This is a genomic window from Aliivibrio thorii, assembly GCF_057368585.1.
This window is the reverse complement of sequence record NZ_CM170654.1, coordinates 1,334,202-1,353,183: the sequence shown is the minus strand read 5'-3', so window position 1 is coordinate 1,353,183 and position 18,982 is coordinate 1,334,202. Positions and strand designations below refer to the sequence as shown.

Annotated in this window: 16 protein-coding genes; 5 read left to right on the top strand and 11 right to left on the bottom strand. The window is 38.9% G+C overall.

All coding sequences use genetic code 11. The annotated features are described in order from the left end of the window. The first annotated feature begins 50 nt into the window (after window positions 1-50). Both AC2IP4_RS06075 and AC2IP4_RS06070 read left to right on the top strand, forming a co-directional pair. The gene (locus tag AC2IP4_RS06075; protein WP_375322532.1) at window positions 51-920 is read left to right on the top strand and encodes a fructosamine kinase family protein; all 870 of its coding nucleotides are present in this window, start codon (window positions 51-53) and stop codon (window positions 918-920) included. A gap of 238 nt (window positions 921-1,158) precedes the next feature. Then, the gene (locus tag AC2IP4_RS06070; protein WP_105054839.1) at window positions 1,159-1,359 is read left to right on the top strand and encodes a zinc ribbon domain-containing protein; all 201 of its coding nucleotides are present in this window, start codon (window positions 1,159-1,161) and stop codon (window positions 1,357-1,359) included. Window positions 1,360-1,369: 10 nt separating this feature from the next. Here the strand turns inward: AC2IP4_RS06070 and AC2IP4_RS06065 are convergent, their stop codons facing one another. Beyond that, on the bottom strand, window positions 1,370-1,984 hold the full coding sequence (locus AC2IP4_RS06065) for a riboflavin synthase subunit alpha (RefSeq protein ID WP_375322533.1): 615 nt from the start codon (window positions 1,982-1,984) through the stop codon (window positions 1,370-1,372). A 262-nt stretch (window positions 1,985-2,246) separates the two neighbouring features. Between AC2IP4_RS06065 and AC2IP4_RS06060 the strand changes: the two genes are divergently transcribed. Next, window positions 2,247-3,629 (top strand): MATE family efflux transporter, encoded by a 1,383-nt coding sequence (locus AC2IP4_RS06060; protein WP_375322534.1) that lies wholly within the window; start codon window positions 2,247-2,249, stop codon window positions 3,627-3,629. A gap of 80 nt (window positions 3,630-3,709) precedes the next feature. On the opposite strand, the gene AC2IP4_RS06055 is transcribed toward AC2IP4_RS06060, so the two are convergent. Next, window positions 3,710-4,729, bottom strand: a complete 1,020-nt coding sequence (locus tag AC2IP4_RS06055) for a hypothetical protein (protein WP_486310668.1) — start codon at window positions 4,727-4,729, stop codon at window positions 3,710-3,712. 36 nt (window positions 4,730-4,765) lie between these two features. Next, window positions 4,766-6,085 carry an anaerobic sulfatase maturase gene (locus AC2IP4_RS06050; RefSeq protein ID WP_375322536.1) on the bottom strand — a complete coding sequence of 440 codons (1,320 nt, stop codon included), beginning with the start codon at window positions 6,083-6,085 and terminating at the stop codon, window positions 4,766-4,768. Between the two features lie 321 nt (window positions 6,086-6,406). Between AC2IP4_RS06050 and AC2IP4_RS06045 the strand changes: the two genes are divergently transcribed. Both AC2IP4_RS06045 and AC2IP4_RS06040 read left to right on the top strand, forming a co-directional pair. Beyond that, entirely contained in the window at window positions 6,407-7,078 is a 672-nt protein-coding gene (locus AC2IP4_RS06045) for a formylglycine-generating enzyme family protein (RefSeq protein WP_374954010.1), read from the top strand. Between the two features lie 45 nt (window positions 7,079-7,123). Beyond that, window positions 7,124-8,803 (top strand): alkaline phosphatase family protein, encoded by a 1,680-nt coding sequence (locus tag AC2IP4_RS06040; RefSeq protein WP_486310745.1) that lies wholly within the window; start codon window positions 7,124-7,126, stop codon window positions 8,801-8,803. Between the two features lie 137 nt (window positions 8,804-8,940). On the opposite strand, the gene AC2IP4_RS06035 is transcribed toward AC2IP4_RS06040, so the two are convergent. The 8 genes from AC2IP4_RS06035 to AC2IP4_RS06000 form a co-directional block, all read right to left on the bottom strand. Then, on the bottom strand, window positions 8,941-9,852 hold the full coding sequence (locus AC2IP4_RS06035; protein ID WP_375322796.1) for a LysR family transcriptional regulator: 912 nt from the start codon (window positions 9,850-9,852) through the stop codon (window positions 8,941-8,943). A gap of 64 nt (window positions 9,853-9,916) precedes the next feature. Then, window positions 9,917-11,266, bottom strand: coding sequence for a hypothetical protein (locus AC2IP4_RS06030; RefSeq protein ID WP_375322537.1), 1,350 nt, complete (start codon window positions 11,264-11,266; stop codon window positions 9,917-9,919). Then, on the bottom strand, window positions 11,266-12,996 hold the full coding sequence (locus AC2IP4_RS06025) for a vWA domain-containing protein (RefSeq protein WP_486310667.1): 1,731 nt from the start codon (window positions 12,994-12,996) through the stop codon (window positions 11,266-11,268). The genes AC2IP4_RS06030 and AC2IP4_RS06025 overlap by 1 nt, the downstream gene beginning before the upstream one ends. Next, window positions 12,989-14,059, bottom strand: coding sequence for a vWA domain-containing protein (locus AC2IP4_RS06020; RefSeq protein WP_375322538.1), 1,071 nt, complete (start codon window positions 14,057-14,059; stop codon window positions 12,989-12,991). Before AC2IP4_RS06020 ends, AC2IP4_RS06025 begins: the two co-directional genes overlap by 8 nt. Then, window positions 14,049-14,573 carry a DUF4381 domain-containing protein gene (locus tag AC2IP4_RS06015; protein ID WP_375322539.1) on the bottom strand — a complete coding sequence of 175 codons (525 nt, stop codon included), beginning with the start codon at window positions 14,571-14,573 and terminating at the stop codon, window positions 14,049-14,051. The genes AC2IP4_RS06020 and AC2IP4_RS06015 overlap by 11 nt, the downstream gene beginning before the upstream one ends. After that, window positions 14,570-15,508, bottom strand: a complete 939-nt coding sequence (locus tag AC2IP4_RS06010; protein ID WP_375322540.1) for a DUF58 domain-containing protein — start codon at window positions 15,506-15,508, stop codon at window positions 14,570-14,572. Before AC2IP4_RS06010 ends, AC2IP4_RS06015 begins: the two co-directional genes overlap by 4 nt. Before the next feature lie 8 nt (window positions 15,509-15,516). After that, window positions 15,517-16,512 carry an AAA family ATPase gene (locus AC2IP4_RS06005; protein ID WP_375322541.1) on the bottom strand — a complete coding sequence of 332 codons (996 nt, stop codon included), beginning with the start codon at window positions 16,510-16,512 and terminating at the stop codon, window positions 15,517-15,519. A gap of 97 nt (window positions 16,513-16,609) precedes the next feature. After that, entirely contained in the window at window positions 16,610-18,865 is a 2,256-nt protein-coding gene (locus AC2IP4_RS06000) for a multiheme c-type cytochrome (RefSeq protein WP_375322542.1), read from the bottom strand. Window positions 18,866-18,982 lie beyond the last annotated feature (117 nt).

Sequence of the window (18,982 nt, the reverse complement as noted above, 5' to 3'; positions counted from 1 at the left end):
ATACACTATTCTTAGTTAAGTAATTTTTAAGACAACAAAGAGAGGTAATTATGTGGCAGGCTATCGCAAAACAAATCTCTGATGTAACGGGACGTCCTTTTATTATTTCTGAACGAGAAACAGTTAATGGCGGTGAGATTAATGACTGCTACATGATCAGTGATGGTAATCAACGCTACTTTGTTAAGGTGAATGAACGAGCAGAACTTCCTATTTTTGAAACAGAGGTAGAGAGCCTAAATCAACTTGACCAATCAGATCATATGTTTGTCCCATCGCCTCTCCATGTTGGCACCACAAAAGAACACTCTTTTTTAGTTTTAAATTTCTTACCGACGAAACCAATTGATAAACAAACATCTTATGAACTTGGTATCAGTCTTGCGAACCATCACGAGTGGGGGGATCAACTAGAGTATGGGTTTGATTGCGATAACTATTTAGGTAACGTACTTCAAGTCAATACTTGGCACAGAAGATGGGATTGCTTCTTTGCCGAGCAACGCATCGGATGGCAACTGCAATTACTGCATGAAAAAGGCATGGATCTTGGCGATATAGAAACCCTAGTCAAAAATGCAAAACGTATCTTACATAACCACCAGCCAAAGCCTGCGTTATTACACGGCGACTTCTGGCATGGTAATATTGCACTTAGTGTAAAAGGTCCAGTAAGTTATGATCCCGCTTCTTATTGGGGTGATCCTGAATGTGACCTTGCAATGGCTAAACTATTTGGTGGTTTTCAAGACAGCTTCTTTGATGGGTACGAATCCGTCTCTCCTATTTCAGAAGGGTTTGAGACTCGCCAACATTTATACAGCCTGTACCATGTACTTAATCATTGCACCATGTTTGGTGGGGAGTATATGTTCCATGCTCAACAACTCATCGATAAATTAAATCTTAATCAAAAATAAACCGCTAGTTTATAGGGTAGCTAATTGTCTACCCTATAACGGTAACAAATTCACAAATTAGACCCCTGATCAACTTTTCCACTTAATTTACTTCTAAAATGAACTCTTTTTCTTATTATCTACGTATCACATTGTTGTCTCTTTTCGTTTTATCCATGTTAAACAAAGTGACTCATCTTAAGGTTAAGCATTCGTTAAGGTGAATAATTGATGTACTAATTAATTAGGAGTGATTGTGATGAATTATATAAGAAAAGACATTAAGTGCCCTAACTGCCAATACACGATTGGCTTAGTTATAGATAAAAATCAATCAAGTCAGCAAGTCTACGATGACTGCCCATCTTGCCATCGCGCCATTGAAATGAAAATGACGGTAAATCCACTGACTCAATCTGTTAATTTTACTTTCGATAGCGTTGAGGATGGGCTATTTTGAATCCCTCTTTTTATACTTTATTTTGATTCGCTAATACACGCTCAACCGTATCCACTATCGCTTGTGTTTGCGGATCAATTTCTAAGTTAATTTTATCGCCAATGTTACGTTGGCTTAAATTGGTTCTTTCTAACGTCTCAGGGATTAAATTCACATTAAATCCATTTTCATCTACATCCCCAATCGTTAGACTGATCCCATCAACACTAACATAACCTTTATGTAAAATGTATTTACACCACTCGGTCGGCACATCGAACCAAATTTGACAGTTTTCTACTGTTTTATTTATAGCTCTAACAGCCATAACACCGACGATGTGTCCCGACATTGAATGCCCACCAATCTCATCGCCGAATCGGGCTGCACGTTCAATATTAACTGAATCCCCCACACTTAATAGACCAAGATTCGTTAAACGTAGTGTTTCTTCAATTAAGTCAAACTGTATATGATTATTATTGATCTTCGTTACCGTTAAACAACAGCCGTTATGAGCCACTGATGCACCTATGTCTAAACCTTGTTCATAAGGCGTGGGAATTTCAATTATATGGGTTTGAAATTTTTCTTTTTTAATGATCTCAATAACCTTGGCAGTGGTAGCCACAATTCCAGTAAACATCAGTATCTCCAATACATATAAGAAAAATAATTCAAGAGTATTATTCTACCCTATCTCTTTTTTAAAAATATCTACCATACGTCTAATATTTCATTTTGTGAAGTGCGATGACTTCTATATACTGTCGCCTTTCTGCTTACCTTTAACAGTTCCTCTGTTTAAAGCACTCAATCAGACCTTTTTATTCTTATTGCGGTCATCACCGTAATGAAGAATCAACACTTATATTCCTTATTTACACATATATTAATACGGTGACGTAGTGCACAGATACCAGAAAGAAATCGTTCGAGTAATCAAATTATCAACTCCTGTCCTTATTGCGAGTGTCGCTCAAACAGGCATGGGTTTTGTTGACACAGTAATGGCTGGTGGCGTAAGTGCTACAGATATGGCTGCCGTAGCTATTGCTGCAAGTGTTTGGCTTCCATCGGTATTATTCGGTGTTGGCCTCCTAATGGCTCTTGTTCCTGTTGTTGCTCAACTAAACGGCTCAGGGAAGTCTAAAAAAGTGCCATTTGAGATCCATCAAGGTATCTATCTAGCACTGCTTACTTCTATTCCGATTATGTTAATCCTTTATAATGCAGGCTTCATTATTGCAGCAATGGACGTAGAACCTGAATTGTTTGAAAAAACACAAGGTTACTTACATGCAGTATTATGGGCTGCACCTGCATTCTTATTATTCCAAGCATTACGCAGCTTTTGTGAAGGCTTGTCTTTAACCACACCTGCAATGATCATCGGTTTTATCGGTCTTGCCGCTAACGTCCCGTTAAACTGGATGTTTGTATATGGTGAAATGGGCGCTCCTGCACTTGGTGGCGTTGGTTGTGGTGTGGCGACTGCAATCGTGTATTGGTTAATGTTTATCACCATGGTTATTTATACGTTTATCGCGCCTAAATTACGCCGCGTAAACTTGTATGAAAACTGGAACAAACCACAAACTAAAGAGATCTACCGTTTATTCAAATTAGGTTTACCTGTTGCTTTATCTATTTTCTTTGAAGTAACACTATTTGCTGCGGTAGCCCTTCTTATCTCTCCATTAGGGTCAACGATTGTTGCTGCACATCAGGTAGCAACGAATTTCTCTTCTTTGATCTTTATGATGCCAATGAGTATTGCTGTCGCTGTCAGTATTCGTGTTGGTCATAAACTCGGTGAAAACGACCTTGAAGGCGCGAAAATTGCGAGTTATTGCGGTCTAGGTTTTGGTCTGATGATGGCATGTTGTACCGCAGTGTTAACTTTCATCTTCCGTGAAAATATTGCGTATTTATACTCAGACAATCAAGAAGTGGTTGAGCTTGCTGTTAGCCTGATGCTTTTAGCTGTGATTTACCAATGTACCGATGCTGTACAAGTTGTTGCTGCAGGCGCCCTTCGTGGTTATAAAGATATGAATGCCATCTTTAAGCGTACTTTCGTTTCTTACTGGATTGTTGGCTTACCGACGGGTTATATCCTTGGTATGACTGATTGGATCGTAGAACCTATGGGTGTTTATGGATTCTGGTTCGGCTTTATTGGTGGTTTAACTACCTCTGCAGTATTGTTGAGCTTACGCTTACGTTGGTTACAAAAGAATCCAGCACAAATTAATATGGAAGTTGATGAACTGCAAATCATGCATTAGTTCAGAAACACGATAAACAATAAAGCCCGAGGTATTAACTACCTCGGGCTTTTTTTATGACATTTTAAAATGTATCTCAGTTACTTCTGTTTTTCTTTCAATTGAGTAATAACATATTCAGGGGCAACCTTTGCTAACTCAACTAAACACGTATCGGCTTTTTCATTATTATACCGAACGTAAATATCACATACCGCATACAGTTGCTCTGGAGAGCCTGAAATCATATACGCTTTTTCAAACGATTCAGTTGCTACTCCAACATCGATATCTTCTTGTAATACCCCGTTTAAGTACCAATAATAGCTGTTATTTTCCGCTAGTGTAGCAGCAACCTTAATTGCTTGTGCGGCACTTTCTTTATGATTTAAGCGAACTTGAGTCAAGGCTTTTGAGTAATATAAACTCGCCTCCTTAGGTAATTGAACAAGCCCCTTATTCAAAACCTCTAACGCTTGTGCATCTTGATTTTGAGCACGATAGTTATCGGATAAATTTAACCATACTTGGCTATTTTTAGCGGCACTTTGTGTTAATGGTTGATACAGCGCATCCGCCTTTACCCATTCTTTATGCCAACGATAAACATCTGCTAATAATAATTGAGATGCCGTATTTTGTTTTTCTTCTAATTGTGCAGAAAGATAAGCCACCACTTCATTGTAAGGCGTTTCTATTTGCTGTTGTTGCTCTGCTGTCATTGCGCTGTATTCACGCAATAAATTAGTAGTTGCCGTCATTCGAACCGTTAAATTCTCATCGGTGAGTAACGGAGAAATCATGCGCCAACGATGTTCAAATTGATACAGTTCCGACCCAATAATTGCAGCCTCACGTAGCAAAGGATCGCTTTCTTTTAAACCTCTTGCTACTGCAACTAAACTGTTTTGGTTTGGATAGCGTGCCAATTGTCGTAATGCATCTGCTCTTTTCTCTACACTCTCATTTTTATTCTGAGCGGTATAGGCTAATTGTTGCTCAGGCGTCAAGTTTTGAGCTTGATTAGCTGGCTCTGCTCCTGTCGATGCATATGATGGAGCTGAAAGCCCTAATAAACCCACTAAACCAATTGCGACGAACTTCTTTACTGCGTGATTCACGAATACACTCCCCACTCTCTATGTTTATGCTCTTGATTAAAATTTAGTTGGAAATACCGCGTTTCTTTGCGCCTGCTGCATTTTTACATCACTGTATTTACCATGCTGAACAGGGTTACCTAACATTTTTAAAATATACGCAATTGATTTATCTGCATGAGAAAAGAATTTTTTCCAACCCGCACATAAATAGTTCAATCCTGGCTCGCCATCTCTTGTTTTAATAAAACGGTTTTTTGGGCACTCACCATGGCACGCAAATTTGTACTCACATTGCTGACATTGACTAGTTAATGTTTTTGATTTTGCAAAACCAAACTCTTGCTGCTTACGACTGTAAGCTAGCTCATCCAATTCTTGAGTATGAATATTGCCAATTTTATATTCTGGATATACATAATGGTCACAAGCAAATACATCACCATTGTGCTCCATAGCTAACCCTTTACCGCAAATTTCACCCAACGTACAAAGCGGGTTTTTACGTCCCATCCATGTTTCAACGCTGGCTTCAAAATATTGCACAAACACTTTACCTAAATCGTGCTCAGTCCATTCATCAAATACGGCAATTAAAAAGTTACCCCACGCTTCATCTGATACACACCATGGTTCCATAATGGATTCTTTATTACCTGGAATTAAACGTTTATCCCCTTGACGTAATTGCGCGGCAATTTGCTCTGTTTGTGGCGCAACGGTTCTGAATGTTTTTTGCTCTACAATTGGGATGAATTGCATTTGAGGGGATTTAACAACATCACGTAAAAAACGATATACTTCAAGAGGGTTACGGCTTGTTAAATTATTTACACAGGTTAATGTCGCAAATTTCACATTATGCTTGTGCAATAACTCAACCGCTTTCATTACTTGATTAAACGTGCCACGCCCTGCTTTATTGGTTCGATATGCATTATGTAATAACTCAGGGCCATCAATACTCAAGCCTACAAGGAAATTATTTTGAGCAAGAAATTCACACCACTTATCCGTTAATAGTGTGCCATTAGTTTGAAGATCATTTGAAATGATGATCCCATCCGGTTGATATTGTTTTTGAAACTTAACAATCTTTTGGAAATACTCTAGACCCAGTAGCGTTGGTTCACCACCTTGCCATGAAAAGATAATCTCAGGCGTATTTTGGCCCTCGATATACTGCCGAATATAAGTTTCAAGAGTCTCATCATCCATCTGTGGAGAGCACCCTTTCTTATACTCAAGTAAATCTTCTTTACTCAAATAATAACAATAAGAACAATCAATATTACAAACTGCACCAATAGGCTTGGCCATAACATGTAATCGTTTTGATGCTTTACCTTGAAATTGCGGGCCTTGAGTAATGATCATATTAATTCCTATTATCTTACAAATGTGATGAGTAGAACTTACCTAGCAAAACGATAAACCACCCTCATAGTTCCCGCTAAGTAAGTTCTAACCTTATAATAAACAAAAAGAACACACGTATTAGTTATACACGTTATTCCATTTTGGAAAGTCCTTTCACTGTATGATAAATACTCAATCATTACTGTAGAGAACGTCATGTTTAGAGTGCCTTTTTTAAGCAATACAAAAATATTACTCACCACGATAATTCTTAGCTCAACATTAATAGGATGTGCTAGCTCTCCTCCCCATCCTATCGCTCTTAAAATAGATCAAAATATGATTCATATTGATGGTGGCGAATATCTAATGGGTTCTGATTCCTCTGAGGCAAAAAAAGCCGAAAAGCCTGCTCACCTTGTTATGGTGAATGACTTCTACATGTCTAAATTTGAAGTGACGCAAGAGCTATTTGAATCAGTTATGGGGTCATCATTAAGCTACTTCCAATCTCCAGATATTCCTGTGAACAATCTAAGTTGGCAACAAGCTAATTTCTTCATCGAAAAATTGAATGAAATAACTGGCGAAACATATCGTCTTCCAACGGAAGCTGAATGGGAATATGCAGCACGTGGCGGCAATGCAAGCCAAGGTTATGCTTACAGTGGTTCAAATAACATTGATGATGTCGCATGGTATTCACAAAACGCCAATAACCAGGCTCATCCTGTTGGAATGAAACACCCTAATGAACTAGGCTTATATGACATGACAGGAAATGTAGGTGAATTTGTAAGTGATGCCTATGATGATAATTTTTATCGCTATTCTCCAAAAGACAATCCAAACAACGCACGCGATGAAACCAGTGGCTTAGCACATAAATCGGTGCGAGGAAGTAGCTTTTCTTATAACGCAGATGAATCTGAAAATTACCGTCGAGATTTTGCAAGCCAGTCGATCATCATGTCAGATATGGGGCTTCGCTTAGTAAAAGACGCACAATAAAACATCCATACACTTGGCAAGGAACCAATAATGAAAAATAAAACAATGCATTATGTAGCGTTAGCCAGCGTTTTAATAACCCCTGCACTTTCATTAGCCTCAGAGCAAAAGCCTAAACTCGTATTACAAATTACTGTGGATGCGTTAAGAGGCGATTTATTAGAGCGCTATAAAGCAAACTTTGGAAAAGATGGCTTTCGTTATTTAATGGATGACGGCACTTATTATACTAATGCCTATTACCAACATGGCAACACAGAAACCATTGTTGGTCATGTATCCTTAGCCACAGGAGCACCACCCAATGTGCATGGCATGGTGGGTAATGTTTGGTACGACAGAAACGAAAAGCGCTTAGTTTATAACGTTGAAGACGGTAACTACAGCATACTCTCTTCTGGTGCTGGAGTAAATAAATCAACAGAAATAGATCCAACTCAAAAAGTTGCAACACAAGATGGTCGTTCTCCTAACCCTATTTTATCAACCACATTTAGTGATGAACTGGCTATCGCAACCAATGGGGAATCAAAAATATTCTCTGTATCAGTTAAAGACAGAGGTGCTATTTCTCTAGGTGGACATTCAGGTAAAGCGTTTTGGTTCTCTAAAGCGGGTTCTGAATTTGTAACCAGTAATTACTATTACGATGCATACCCAAATTGGGTAACGGCTTGGAATGAGAAAAAACTCCCAAACCAATATTCAGGTACGCGTTGGGAACTCTCTCTTCCTGCCGACCAATACACTCTTAAAGAAAGCAATCCTGATTACAAAGTTGACTTAGCTGGATTCAAACGCAGCTTCCCTCACCCTTATGGACCTGCAAGTTATAAATACTACACAACCATGCTGACACTTAGTCCTGCTGGTGATGAATTAACTGAAGATTTCGCCAGTACTTTATTGAAAGAAGAGAACTTAGGCCAAGGTAAATTTACCGACTATCTCGCAGTTAGCTTCTCTGCCAATGACTACGTCATTCATATGTATGGTCCAACAAGTCTAGAGGCTGAAGACAATCTAATCCGGTTAGATAAAACCATCGCCAAACTATTGAAAAGTGTTGATAAGCAAGTTGGGTTAGAAAATACATTAATTGTCTTATCTGCTGATCATGGCGCACCAGAGGCTCCTGCAGTAGTTAACGCTTTAGGCGCGAGTCAATCATCAACATTTGATCAGAAAAAACTCATCTCTCCAACACTATTATCTCGTTTAAAAATAGAGTTTGGCTTAGGGGAAGACGCTATTCGTTTGTACGCACAACCATACATTTACTTAAATCATGATGTGATAAAAAAGAAAGGTGTTTCATTAGAGAAAGTACAAAAAGTCGTTGCTGAAGAGCTCTTAAAAATAAAAGGGATAGCTTACGCAGTAACAAGCTCTGACATAGAAAAAAATCAGGTACCAAATACTCATACCATGCAATTGGTTAAAAATAATTATCATCCCTTACGCTCAGGGGATGTCTATGTAGTTTACCAACCAAGGAACTTCATTAATGATATGGATGGCTTAACCATTGCATCTACTCATGGTTCTCCTTGGCGTTATGATACTTACGTTCCTGTCATTTTTGCCGGTTATAACATTGATGACGAAAAGATCAGTCGCGAAATCACGCCTTATGATATTGCTCCAACCTTATCGAGCATCTTAGGGATAACTCAACCAAGTGGCGCAACAGGAAAAGTCTTAACTGAAGTCACTCAACACTGATATTAATTCACACAATACTCCTCCATATAAGTCAATGTTTAGATACTTATTTGGATTGGTAATAAATTATTATCTATAAAGTAAAAATGAGAAAGCAGTGTTGGTATATCAACACTGCTTTTTATTTTATAACATACTTAATTTATATCAAACTCAGCTTTTGCTGCTTTTTGAATTTGTAGTCTTAACCAACGATGTCCACTTTCAGAGGTACGACTTGGGTGCCAAATCGTACATAAATCATGCTGATGGCGACCGAAAGGTAAATCTAATGATTTAAGGTTGTAGTGCGCACCTAAGTCATCGATTGCTGATTGTGGCAACATGCCAATCATTTCTGTCGAACTAATGATGGGCATCATTTCAAACGCACCTGCGGCTCTAATTACAATATTTCGAGCATCAAGCTCTCCAATATCATCCGCATTCAATAAACTACTGCGACTATGCCAGCGAGATGCAGCAACATGCTCTTCACTTAGAAATTCACTCAACGAAATTTCGTCACCAATTCTTGGGTGATTTTGACTGCACACGACTCTTAATTTTTCAGTATAAATCACTTCTGACTTTAAAATTGTACGCCCTCTTATGGCCATATCAATGACTAAATCATAACGCTGTAAACGTAAGTCAGATTCAAGATCTTCAGTAAACTGAGGATGTACTTCTAATGATATATTCGGCGCACAAGCTCGAATTTGGCGTATTAACCTTGGAATAAGCGAATAACTCACCGTAGAAACGACAGCAATAGAAAAGATACGATTTGATGTTTTTGGATCAAATTCTCTTGACGCTGATAGTGTTGATGTAAAGTTTTTTAGAGCTGCAGACATCGCAGGATAAATATCAGAGGAGAACACTGTTGGCTCTACCCCTGATGTATTACGATGAAATAAAGGGTCGTCATAAATTTCACGTAGCCTTTTTAGCGCTTTACTTACCGCGGGTTGACTAATATTCATTCTTGCTGCGGCTTTAGAAAGGTTTTTTTCTTCATAAATCGCGACAAAAATAGGTATTAAATTAAGCTCTGTACTTTTCATTGCTACTGGCACTACTGATTGATCCTACTATGCACTGTATATAACTAAAGGTTCTACACAACCTTTAATCTTTTCTTTTGTGTTGATTCTCTTGGTTTTTTACATATTTTCTTCGTAATTGATCAAACTGAGGAAATACGGCTTTTGGTTTCCACACAGAAAAGAAAGAAAATAATCCATTCAATGAATGAGACATCTTCTTCCATAAACGTGAAGACAACTTTTTTGTAATCTCATTTGATTGAAACGTTGAAGAATCTTGTCGCCAATCAGCTGTCGAATAACAATGTTTTAATTCTAACTGTTCGCTCTTACTTCTTAATGAACGATAAAGAAGCGTTCGTACTTTACCCCACTCTTGTTTATTTACAGCTCTTGAATACATAAACCAAGCTGGTAATGGATGAGTTTGATAATACCGTACTGTTTTAATCACGATAAATAAAATAACCATTGCGCTCATCATCAATACCGCTAACCAATACCAATATTGATGTAACCAAGAACTCATAGTATGAGAAACAGAAAATGATTGACCATCAAGCGTAATGGTCTTTAATTCTTGAGCATCTGTATCCCACCAAGTTAAATGAATCGCTGGAAACGTTACCTCACCTCCATTCTGGAGTACATAAACCACCGACTCTTTTCGTTTGGATAAATAATCACCACGGGTTTGTGAATCATCTAATTGATTTGGTTGTGAATAGGTTTGATAATTCGTGGTCGAGGTTTGCTTAATCAATTCAGGGATCAGCATTGCTAATGTATCAGACCCTTTAATAGTAACGGTTCGAGTGATCGCATCGCCCGCTTTTAAATCATCGTTTGATTTATCCCATTGTTGCTCAACTGAAAAATCGCGGCCTGACACCCATTCAGAGTCATCACTCAATAAACCTGATGGCGTAATAGCTGTAAATCTTTGGGGTTCTGTATACAAAACTCCGGAAACATTCCCTCCCCCTTCTCTTGATACTTGAACTTTAACCGCTGTCGGGGGGATGACAAAATTACCTTCAGATTGTGGATATAGCGTAATCTCCCAGCGTTGATGAGTCCAAGTTACACCATTACGTCTTTCCGTAAAATTCGTTGCTAATTGATTACGCTGCTTTGCAACCACATTGGATATTTCAATAGGAGCAATTCGAGTTCCACCAGTAAACCATCTTGGCGTAACGACTTCTATATATAAGATAACCTGCTGATTTACAGCGTAAACTGCTGCTTTCTTGCCATTACTCTCTTTAAGCTTATTCGAACCACTTAACCATGTTTTTATTGTCACTTGATCTGATTTATCAAGTGTCTCAACCATACTGGCTCTAGAACCAAAGCTTATTACCATTAATATAACAGCGACAAAAATGAAAAGGTGTATGACTCGACGTTTATCATTATTCTGAGACATTATTTACCCTCTCCACTGTTAGTTGGTTCAGAAAGCGATGATGTTGAAACAGATTGCTTGGAGGCCGCCTGCTGATCGCGAAGTTGAAGCTGAAATTTTGCGCGTAAGAAATATTTAGGGTCAGCCTCCACACGACGTAACCATTTATCAGCAAGTTCTTGGCTTCCTAGAATTTCATTCGCATTCAGTTTCTCTTCTTTCATTAACGCAGAATCTACTTTCTCATCGGCTCCATCACCCGTTTTAGGTTTATCTTCACCTAATTCAAAAGACTCCTCAGGCCCATCTGTGCTGCCTTTCTGGCTTTCACTCATGCGATTCACTTCCTCAACAATGCTTTGCATAATCGATAAGTTATTTTCTGTTTTTTCTTTTAATCCGCTTTCAAGATCTCTTTCTAACAATAATAGATAAATGTCACGAGCAGCCAGATACTCTCTTTGTCTTGCCAGCGAATTAGCAGCATTAAAAATACCTAAGTTGGTTTTTATTTGTAAAAAGGCACTATGAGCTAATTTGTATTCGCCAGCATAATAATAAGCGATGCCTTTTTTAAGAGGGTCTTGATAGCGCTTTGCGGCCGTTAAATATTCAAATTTATCAAAATACCACTGTCCTTGTTGGTCTGGCGTTAACCATAAATCCATCCACCATTGCGTCGTTTTATCCCATGCCGTCACTTCTTTTACTGGTTCATTTTTTTTGGCTTTTAAGCTCACCGTTTCAGCATAAGTTGAAGTCGAATAAAAGCTAGGAAAAACAACCAATGCCACCAAACACCATTTTACTAACCAGCCTTTTCTAAACCATGACAGCATCAAAAGAGATACAGGGAATAAAAGAAAATACCCCATGTCTTTCCACGGCATTGCCGATTCATTATTTAACTGCATGTGACGTTCTATTTTACTGTTTAACGTCTTAATATCACTGTCGTCAATCGTCACTTCAACGACGCTACCATTACTTTTACTGGCTAATAATTTAAGCGAGGAAAGATCCATAGGATTATCACTTGCCCTGTCACCATTTCCCGCCGCCAATACTAATAATTGATGTCGACTATCGGCAAAATAATCTTGATACGCTTTAATCGTGGTCGGGTTTACTCCATCAGTAATTAATAAGACCGTGCCAACACTCTCTTTACCTAGTTGTGGTTCTATCAGAGGCAATGCTGTCTCTGCATTTTTACCTTCTACAGGCATAATATCGGGTTGAATAGCGGCTAAAAATGGCGCGAATACCGAGTCATCTTTAGTTAATGGCATGGCTAAATGCGCTGAACCAGAAAAGACAACTAACCCTGTTTTACCACCTTGTCGTTGCTTGATTAAATCTCGTATTTTTTGCTTTGAACGCTCTAAACGGTTCGGCGCAAGATCCTTTTGCAACATCGACTCACTGTTATCCAAAACAATAAGTAACGCCGCTTTATCTTCACCAAATGGAGATGCTTCACGCTGCCAAGTTGGGCCTGCACATACAATAATTGCGACAAACATAGAGATACTTAGCAACTTTAATGGCAGTTGTTTTTTCCACCCGGCATCATTAATGGTTAATGCATTACGTAAATGTTTTGGTAATTGTTCTTGCCACTCATTTTTTGAATCTTGTTTCCAACGTAAATAAATCACAATACCAAACGGGATTAAGACCAATAACCATAACGGTCGAATAAAGTGGAGTTGTTCAGCAATTTGCTGCCACATCAGGGAATCAAACATGCTTTTCTCCCGATTTAACATGACGCTTAATCGTCGCAAAGCCAAAAGCGAATAAGTACATCATGACGATCAACATCATTGGGTATTGATGAATTGACTGCTTTGGTCGATAAGTCGTGCTTTCATACAATTGAGGCTCTAGTTCACCAATGGCTTCATAAGCTTGCTCTAATTCATCGCGATTAATAGCTTGAAACGCTTTACCACCAGAGGCTTCTGCTACTCTATTAATTACATTCATGTCTAGAGCTTGTTCCCCAACAGTTCTTGGATCACCCATTGCGATCATATGAATACGTACATTTTTGGCTGCCGCAACCTTAGCTGCATCAATCGGTTCGACATAACTGCCTGTATCATTACCATCCGTTAAAACAATGGCCACTTTCTCACGTGGTTTTACGTTGCTGTCTTTGGTATCAACCTCACTGCTTGTCTCTTCTTTTGAGCTTTGCTCAAAGACTTTAATCGCAAGCCCAATAGCATCACCTAAATGGGTACTTTGCCCTGCCATTGCCACATCGGTTTGATTTAATAACTCTAACCACACTCTTTGATCCGCGGTAAATGGGGTTTGAACAAACGCAGCATCACCAAATAAAATTAAACCTAGACGGTCCCCTTTACGAGTCTTAACGAAATCGGCCAACACTTCTTTTGTTGCTTCTAAACGAGAAATTTTTTGAATAGAACCTTTGCTTGAAGAACCTTTGGACACAAAGTCTTGCTCAGCCATCGAACCAGATAAATCCACCACAACCATCACATCTCGCCCCAAGCTTTCACGAGTTTGAGGTTCGCCTAAAATAGTCGGTTTGGTCAGTGCGAAAATTAATAAGCACCATGACATAATCAAAAATGCTTTTTGCCAATAACTTGCTTGTAACTGACTTGCCCCCTCAGATGGAGACTCATCTAATGCTTTTACTAACACATCAAAGAAAGGTACTTTAATGGCAGATTGGCGTGTACGGTAAGCTGGTATTAACCAATAAATAATGATCGGTAATGGCAACATCCATAGCCAATATGGATTTGCTAATTCTAACTGATTAAACTGCATCTTCGCCTCCATGTTGATTTAATGTAGGCATTACATGGTTAGATAACCATTGCTGGCATAACACAGTTAACTCAGTGAGTTGTTGCTCTGATAATGCATATCTCTGTTGTACCAATGAACGCATCCATTGCTGCCCAAGCTCCCCATTAAAATCACACACACTATCGGATGAATAAGAATCTAATGCGATAAGAAAATCATCTTTAAAGAGCGTTGCGTTTTTTGGATTGACGTGAGTTAATACGGCTTTCATCACTTCAAAAATCTCATAACTTAATGATGGATTATTCACTGAACTTGATACCAAATTTAATAAACTGCTTGCTTCACGACGATAGCGATTTACCCACCATTTTTTAATCCATGTCACAATGCAGTAAGCCGAAAAAACAAACAGAATGATGGCGACAATTTTCCAACCTATCGTTTGAGGAAACCAACTCACATGATCGGGAACGGTCACCTCACTCATTTTTCTCAGCATATAACTGCTTGGCGGCTCATGAATACTCATCGTCTGCCTCCTATTGCACGCTTCAACTGCTCGATATGATGCCCTGACGTATCCGCTTCAATAAGAGGAAGACCTTTTGCTGCCATCAACTGAATTAATTGCTCTTTCTTTAAATCTTGATGGTCACTAAGCCCCTTATTGGCTATATCAAATTTCTTTGAATCATTAAGGTTAATCTGAAATGCACCGTCACCCACAACCCATGAACTGCTTTGTGATGGAAAATTGGACTCGAACGGATCTGAAATTAATACACCTAATACATCATTATGTTGTTGAAGGTGTTTTAAATGAGTGATCTCATCAGGAGTAACGCCATGCCAATCACTTAAAATAATGATGGTTGCTTCTTTGAGCTTTAATCGGCCTAGTAACGTTACAAACTGTGTAAAATCAACATCACCTGTATCTTTACTTCCTACATCTAACGACTGATTAATACTAGATAACAATTGTAATCGATGGAGTAAATCACCCTGAGAACGCTTTGGTGTTAACCAATGCATTTTCTCACTTGAGCTAATAACAAAACCAACGCGATCACTGTCTTGTAAAATTCGCCATGCAGTGAGTGCAGCCAATTCAGCTGCCACAACCGATTTCATGGTCTCTACTGATGAAAAATACATACTGCTGCGTTGATCTACACAGATAATAAAATTTCGGTCTTTTTCTTCCGTGTACGATCTCACATGAGGCTTGCCAGTTCGCATTGTCACCTTCCAATCAAGATTACGAATATCGTCACCGAGTTGGTAATGCCTTAGCTCCTCAAAATTTAAACCACGCCCACGAAAAATAGACGAATGACGACCAGACAACGCAGTGCCTGATTTTAAATTCGGTAATAAACTGAATGATCTCGCTTGAGATTGCAGTTTTACTAATTGGCTGTATTCACAATGAATACGTGTGTCAGTGCTTTTTTCGTTCATAAAAAGCCCTACCCAATAACAACGTGGTCCAATAACTCATTGATGACTTGTTCTTGTGTCACACCATCAGCTAAAGCGTCATAACTTAAGGTGATACGATGTCCCAGTACTGAATGCGCCATTGCACGAATATCATCCGGTTCTACGTAATTTCGCCCCTGCAACCATGCATACGCACGCGCACATTTATCAAGTGATATAGAGGCTCGGGGACTCGAACCAATATCTATCCAACGAGACAAGTTTGATTCTGAATAACGCTCAGGTTTTCGTGTTGCCATAACCAAAGCTACAATGTAGCACTCGCTGATCTCAGAAACTTCAATTTGAGATAATTCGGTTCTTGCTTGCATTACTATGGAAGGATCAAGCTGAATCAATTCTTGCTCTGGTGATTTTGAGTCATGACTTATTCCCTCATTATTTTCTTCACTACGAACAAGGCGAATAATATCGAGCTCGGCATCATCATCTGGATAATCAACAGATACTTTCATTATAAATCGATCCATTTGCGCTTCAGGCAATGGATACGTCCCTTCTTGCTCTACAGGGTTCTGTGTTGCAAGTACCATAAACAGCTCAGGTAAGGTATGTGTTTGATCGCCAACGGTTATAGTACCTTCTGCCATCGCTTCTAATAATGCCGCTTGTACCTTAGCTGGCGCGCGGTTAATTTCATCGGCTAAAACGATACTGTTAAAAATAGGGCCCGGCTGAAAATGCAATTGTGGTTTGCCATTTTGCTCTTGGTATACTTCAGTCCCCGTAACATCAGATGGTAGTAAATCTGGCGTAAATTGAATACGTCCAAACGAGGTATGTAAATTATCAGCTAATGATTTAACCGAGCGTGTTTTTGCCGTACCGGGTAAGCCTTCTAGCAAAACATGCCCTTGAGTTAATAACCCAATAACCAATGAACGCACGACGTGGGATTGACCAATCACCGATTTCTCTACTTGAGAGATAAGCGATGTAATAGCCTGCTGAGTTTGATTCATGTTTTCTCCTTACGTTCACGAGTTAGACCAATAGATACTAGAGTTTAGCTTTCACTATTCTAGTTAAGTCCATCATAACTATTGGTTATAGTGTTCATTAATAAAGCCTTTTTTTAAGCTCACTGATCACACTTTTAGGGGCATATTGTTCAAGCTGAGTAATGCATTGTGCAGCTTGAGGTAATTTTCCTTTTAACAATAAATCACATTGGGCAAATAAGTGTTGAGGATTACCACTCAACTCAAACGCTTTTCCTAGCGCATCAGCCCCTTGTTCACTATTTATTCCTTCTAACGAAAGGCCATAAACATACCAATATTGAGCATTCTGCTTTTCTATATTTGCAGCTTGTTTGAAATAATTTGCAGCTTCTGATTTATTACCGAGTCTTAATAACGACAACCCTGTGCTATAAGGCAATGCACCTGATTTAGGTTGAGCTTGAATACCTTGTTTCAGTAACTCTAATCCCTTATTCTCATCACCTTGCCTACGATATAAATCAGCTAGATTTACGTAACTGTTTACAAAGTACGGTTCAATATCTATAGCCCCTAAATAGGCTTTCTCCGCTTTTTTCAACTGACCTTTTGCTCGATACACGTTACCTAAGTTGGTACGCCCAAATCCTCTATCAGAATTAAACAACTGAATATTAATATACTCATTTAATACAGGATTAAGTTGTTCTCTTTGTAGAGGATTTAATTCTGGCCAATAGGCACCTAATGCGCCTGCAGCTTCAGTTCTAACACCAAGTACAGGATCGTTTAATAACGGAGACAATATTTGCCAGCGATCATGAGATGAATATCCAGCAGAGCCTTGAACCGCCCCTAAACGCATCAATTCATCTTCATTTTTAACCGCTCGCCCTAATGCAACTAACGTATTTTTACTTGGAAACGCACTTAAACGATACAGTGCAGAACCTCGAATAATCCCAGCCTGCTTTGCATCTTGTGCCGTATAAGAAAGCGCATCTCCTGCACCACGATAATTGATGTCTGATGCGTAAAATGCGACAGCAAAATGTTGCTGATTTCGATAGGCAGAATCAGGGAACCATTCACCGACTTTTTTATCTGCCCACACATCGTCTTTCTCTTCATGACACTGTGTACACACATTGGGGGTTCCTATGTTTTTACTTAAATCAGGCCTTGGGATCTGCCAGCTATGGTCTCGCCTTGCATCAACCCCCATATAAGTCGTCTCTGGCATATGACACGTCGTGCATTGTGATGCTTCGGTATTGGCTTTATGAAAGGTGTGTTTTTCTGGTGTATATTCTGATGCAATATGACATTGGCTACACACGGCTTGTTCTGGAATATCCAGTTTTGTGGAATGCGGGTTATGACAATTGCTGCACGTAACCCCTTTATCAGCCATTTTAGATTGCATAAAAGACCCATAAACATAGTCTTCATCGTAAACCTGACCGTCATTATGATAAAGCTCAGGTGTAATTAAACTTGGCAGATAGCTGTCTAATAATGAGCGAGAATCACCATTCACATGAGCTTGGTCTTCGTTTAATTGGCTTCTACGACTATGACATTGCGCGCATACCGTAACTTGATCTGTTTTTTGAATGTCCTTTGGTTGAAGCGTTGAATGACCTTCTTTAAATACCCACTCTTTAACCGATTTACTTAAATCTCTATCAAAGCCATAATGAAGATTAGTGGCATTATTTTGATTTTTACTCCAATTGACATGCTTACTCGCTGGGCCATGACAGGCCTCACAACTGACATTAATTTCAGACCATGTCGTTTGGTAGGTATCAGTTGTTGAATCGTAGTTTTTCTTTACATCAGTAGAGTGGCAATCCGCACACATGAAGTTCCAATTTTGACCAGAGTTAGTCCAATAAAATTCATCTGTTTTTTTCATTTCAGGATACAGATGATACCAACGCTGACCACCCTCTGTTTTTTCTCTTGAATCCCATGCAAATGGAATTAACTGGATACGCCCATCTTCAAATTCCACCATGTATTGTTGCAGTGGTTCAAAGCCAAACGTATAAGTAATTTGATAATCGTGAAACTTTCCATCCGGTCCTTCGATATTGACCCAATATTGGTCACCTTTTTTAAAAAAACGATTCGTATTACCTTCAAATTCAAATGTCGCGTTAGTAAAGTCACCCAACACACTAGCGTCGTCTGCGTGTTTCATTGCCATATCATGATCTGAACCAATCCAAGCTTCAACTTCCTCTTTATGGCAATCAACACAAGTTTCGTTACCCACAAAGTCGGCAGAAAAAGCATTTGATGAAAACCCAATAATGCTTATCCATATAACCCACAGTCCATAGACGATTTGTTTACTACTCATATACATCCTTGTATTGATATTTATTCTATTTTTCATCTCTAACGCTAAAGATAACAACATCTTAGATATAGCCTATATCTTCACATCTTTCCATTACTGTTCGTGAATATGTGAATG

What these genes read in the sequence shown, in the direction of transcription:
- AC2IP4_RS06075 (WP_375322532.1), top strand. Translation starts at nt 51, where the DNA reads ATGTGGCAGGCTATCGCAAAACAAATCTCTGATGTAACGGGACGTCCT.
- AC2IP4_RS06070 (WP_105054839.1), top strand. Translation starts at nt 1,159, where the DNA reads ATGAATTATATAAGAAAAGACATTAAGTGCCCTAACTGCCAATACACG.
- AC2IP4_RS06065 (WP_375322533.1), bottom strand. Translation starts at nt 1,984, where the DNA reads ATGTTTACTGGAATTGTGGCTACCACTGCCAAGGTTATTGAGATCATT.
- AC2IP4_RS06050 (WP_375322536.1), bottom strand. Translation starts at nt 6,085, where the DNA reads ATGATCATTACTCAAGGCCCGCAATTTCAAGGTAAAGCATCAAAACGA.
- AC2IP4_RS06045 (WP_374954010.1), top strand. Translation starts at nt 6,407, where the DNA reads ATGATTCATATTGATGGTGGCGAATATCTAATGGGTTCTGATTCCTCT.
- AC2IP4_RS06040 (WP_486310745.1), top strand. Translation starts at nt 7,124, where the DNA reads ATGCATTATGTAGCGTTAGCCAGCGTTTTAATAACCCCTGCACTTTCA.
- AC2IP4_RS06035 (WP_375322796.1), bottom strand. Translation starts at nt 9,852, where the DNA reads ATGAAAAGTACAGAGCTTAATTTAATACCTATTTTTGTCGCGATTTAT.
- AC2IP4_RS06030 (WP_375322537.1), bottom strand. Translation starts at nt 11,266, where the DNA reads ATGTCTCAGAATAATGATAAACGTCGAGTCATACACCTTTTCATTTTT.
- AC2IP4_RS06025 (WP_486310667.1), bottom strand. Translation starts at nt 12,996, where the DNA reads ATGTTTGATTCCCTGATGTGGCAGCAAATTGCTGAACAACTCCACTTT.
- AC2IP4_RS06020 (WP_375322538.1), bottom strand. Translation starts at nt 14,059, where the DNA reads ATGCAGTTTAATCAGTTAGAATTAGCAAATCCATATTGGCTATGGATG.
- AC2IP4_RS06015 (WP_375322539.1), bottom strand. Translation starts at nt 14,573, where the DNA reads ATGAGTATTCATGAGCCGCCAAGCAGTTATATGCTGAGAAAAATGAGT.
- AC2IP4_RS06010 (WP_375322540.1), bottom strand. Translation starts at nt 15,508, where the DNA reads ATGAACGAAAAAAGCACTGACACACGTATTCATTGTGAATACAGCCAA.
- AC2IP4_RS06005 (WP_375322541.1), bottom strand. Translation starts at nt 16,512, where the DNA reads ATGAATCAAACTCAGCAGGCTATTACATCGCTTATCTCTCAAGTAGAG.
- AC2IP4_RS06000 (WP_375322542.1), bottom strand. Translation starts at nt 18,865, where the DNA reads ATGAGTAGTAAACAAATCGTCTATGGACTGTGGGTTATATGGATAAGC.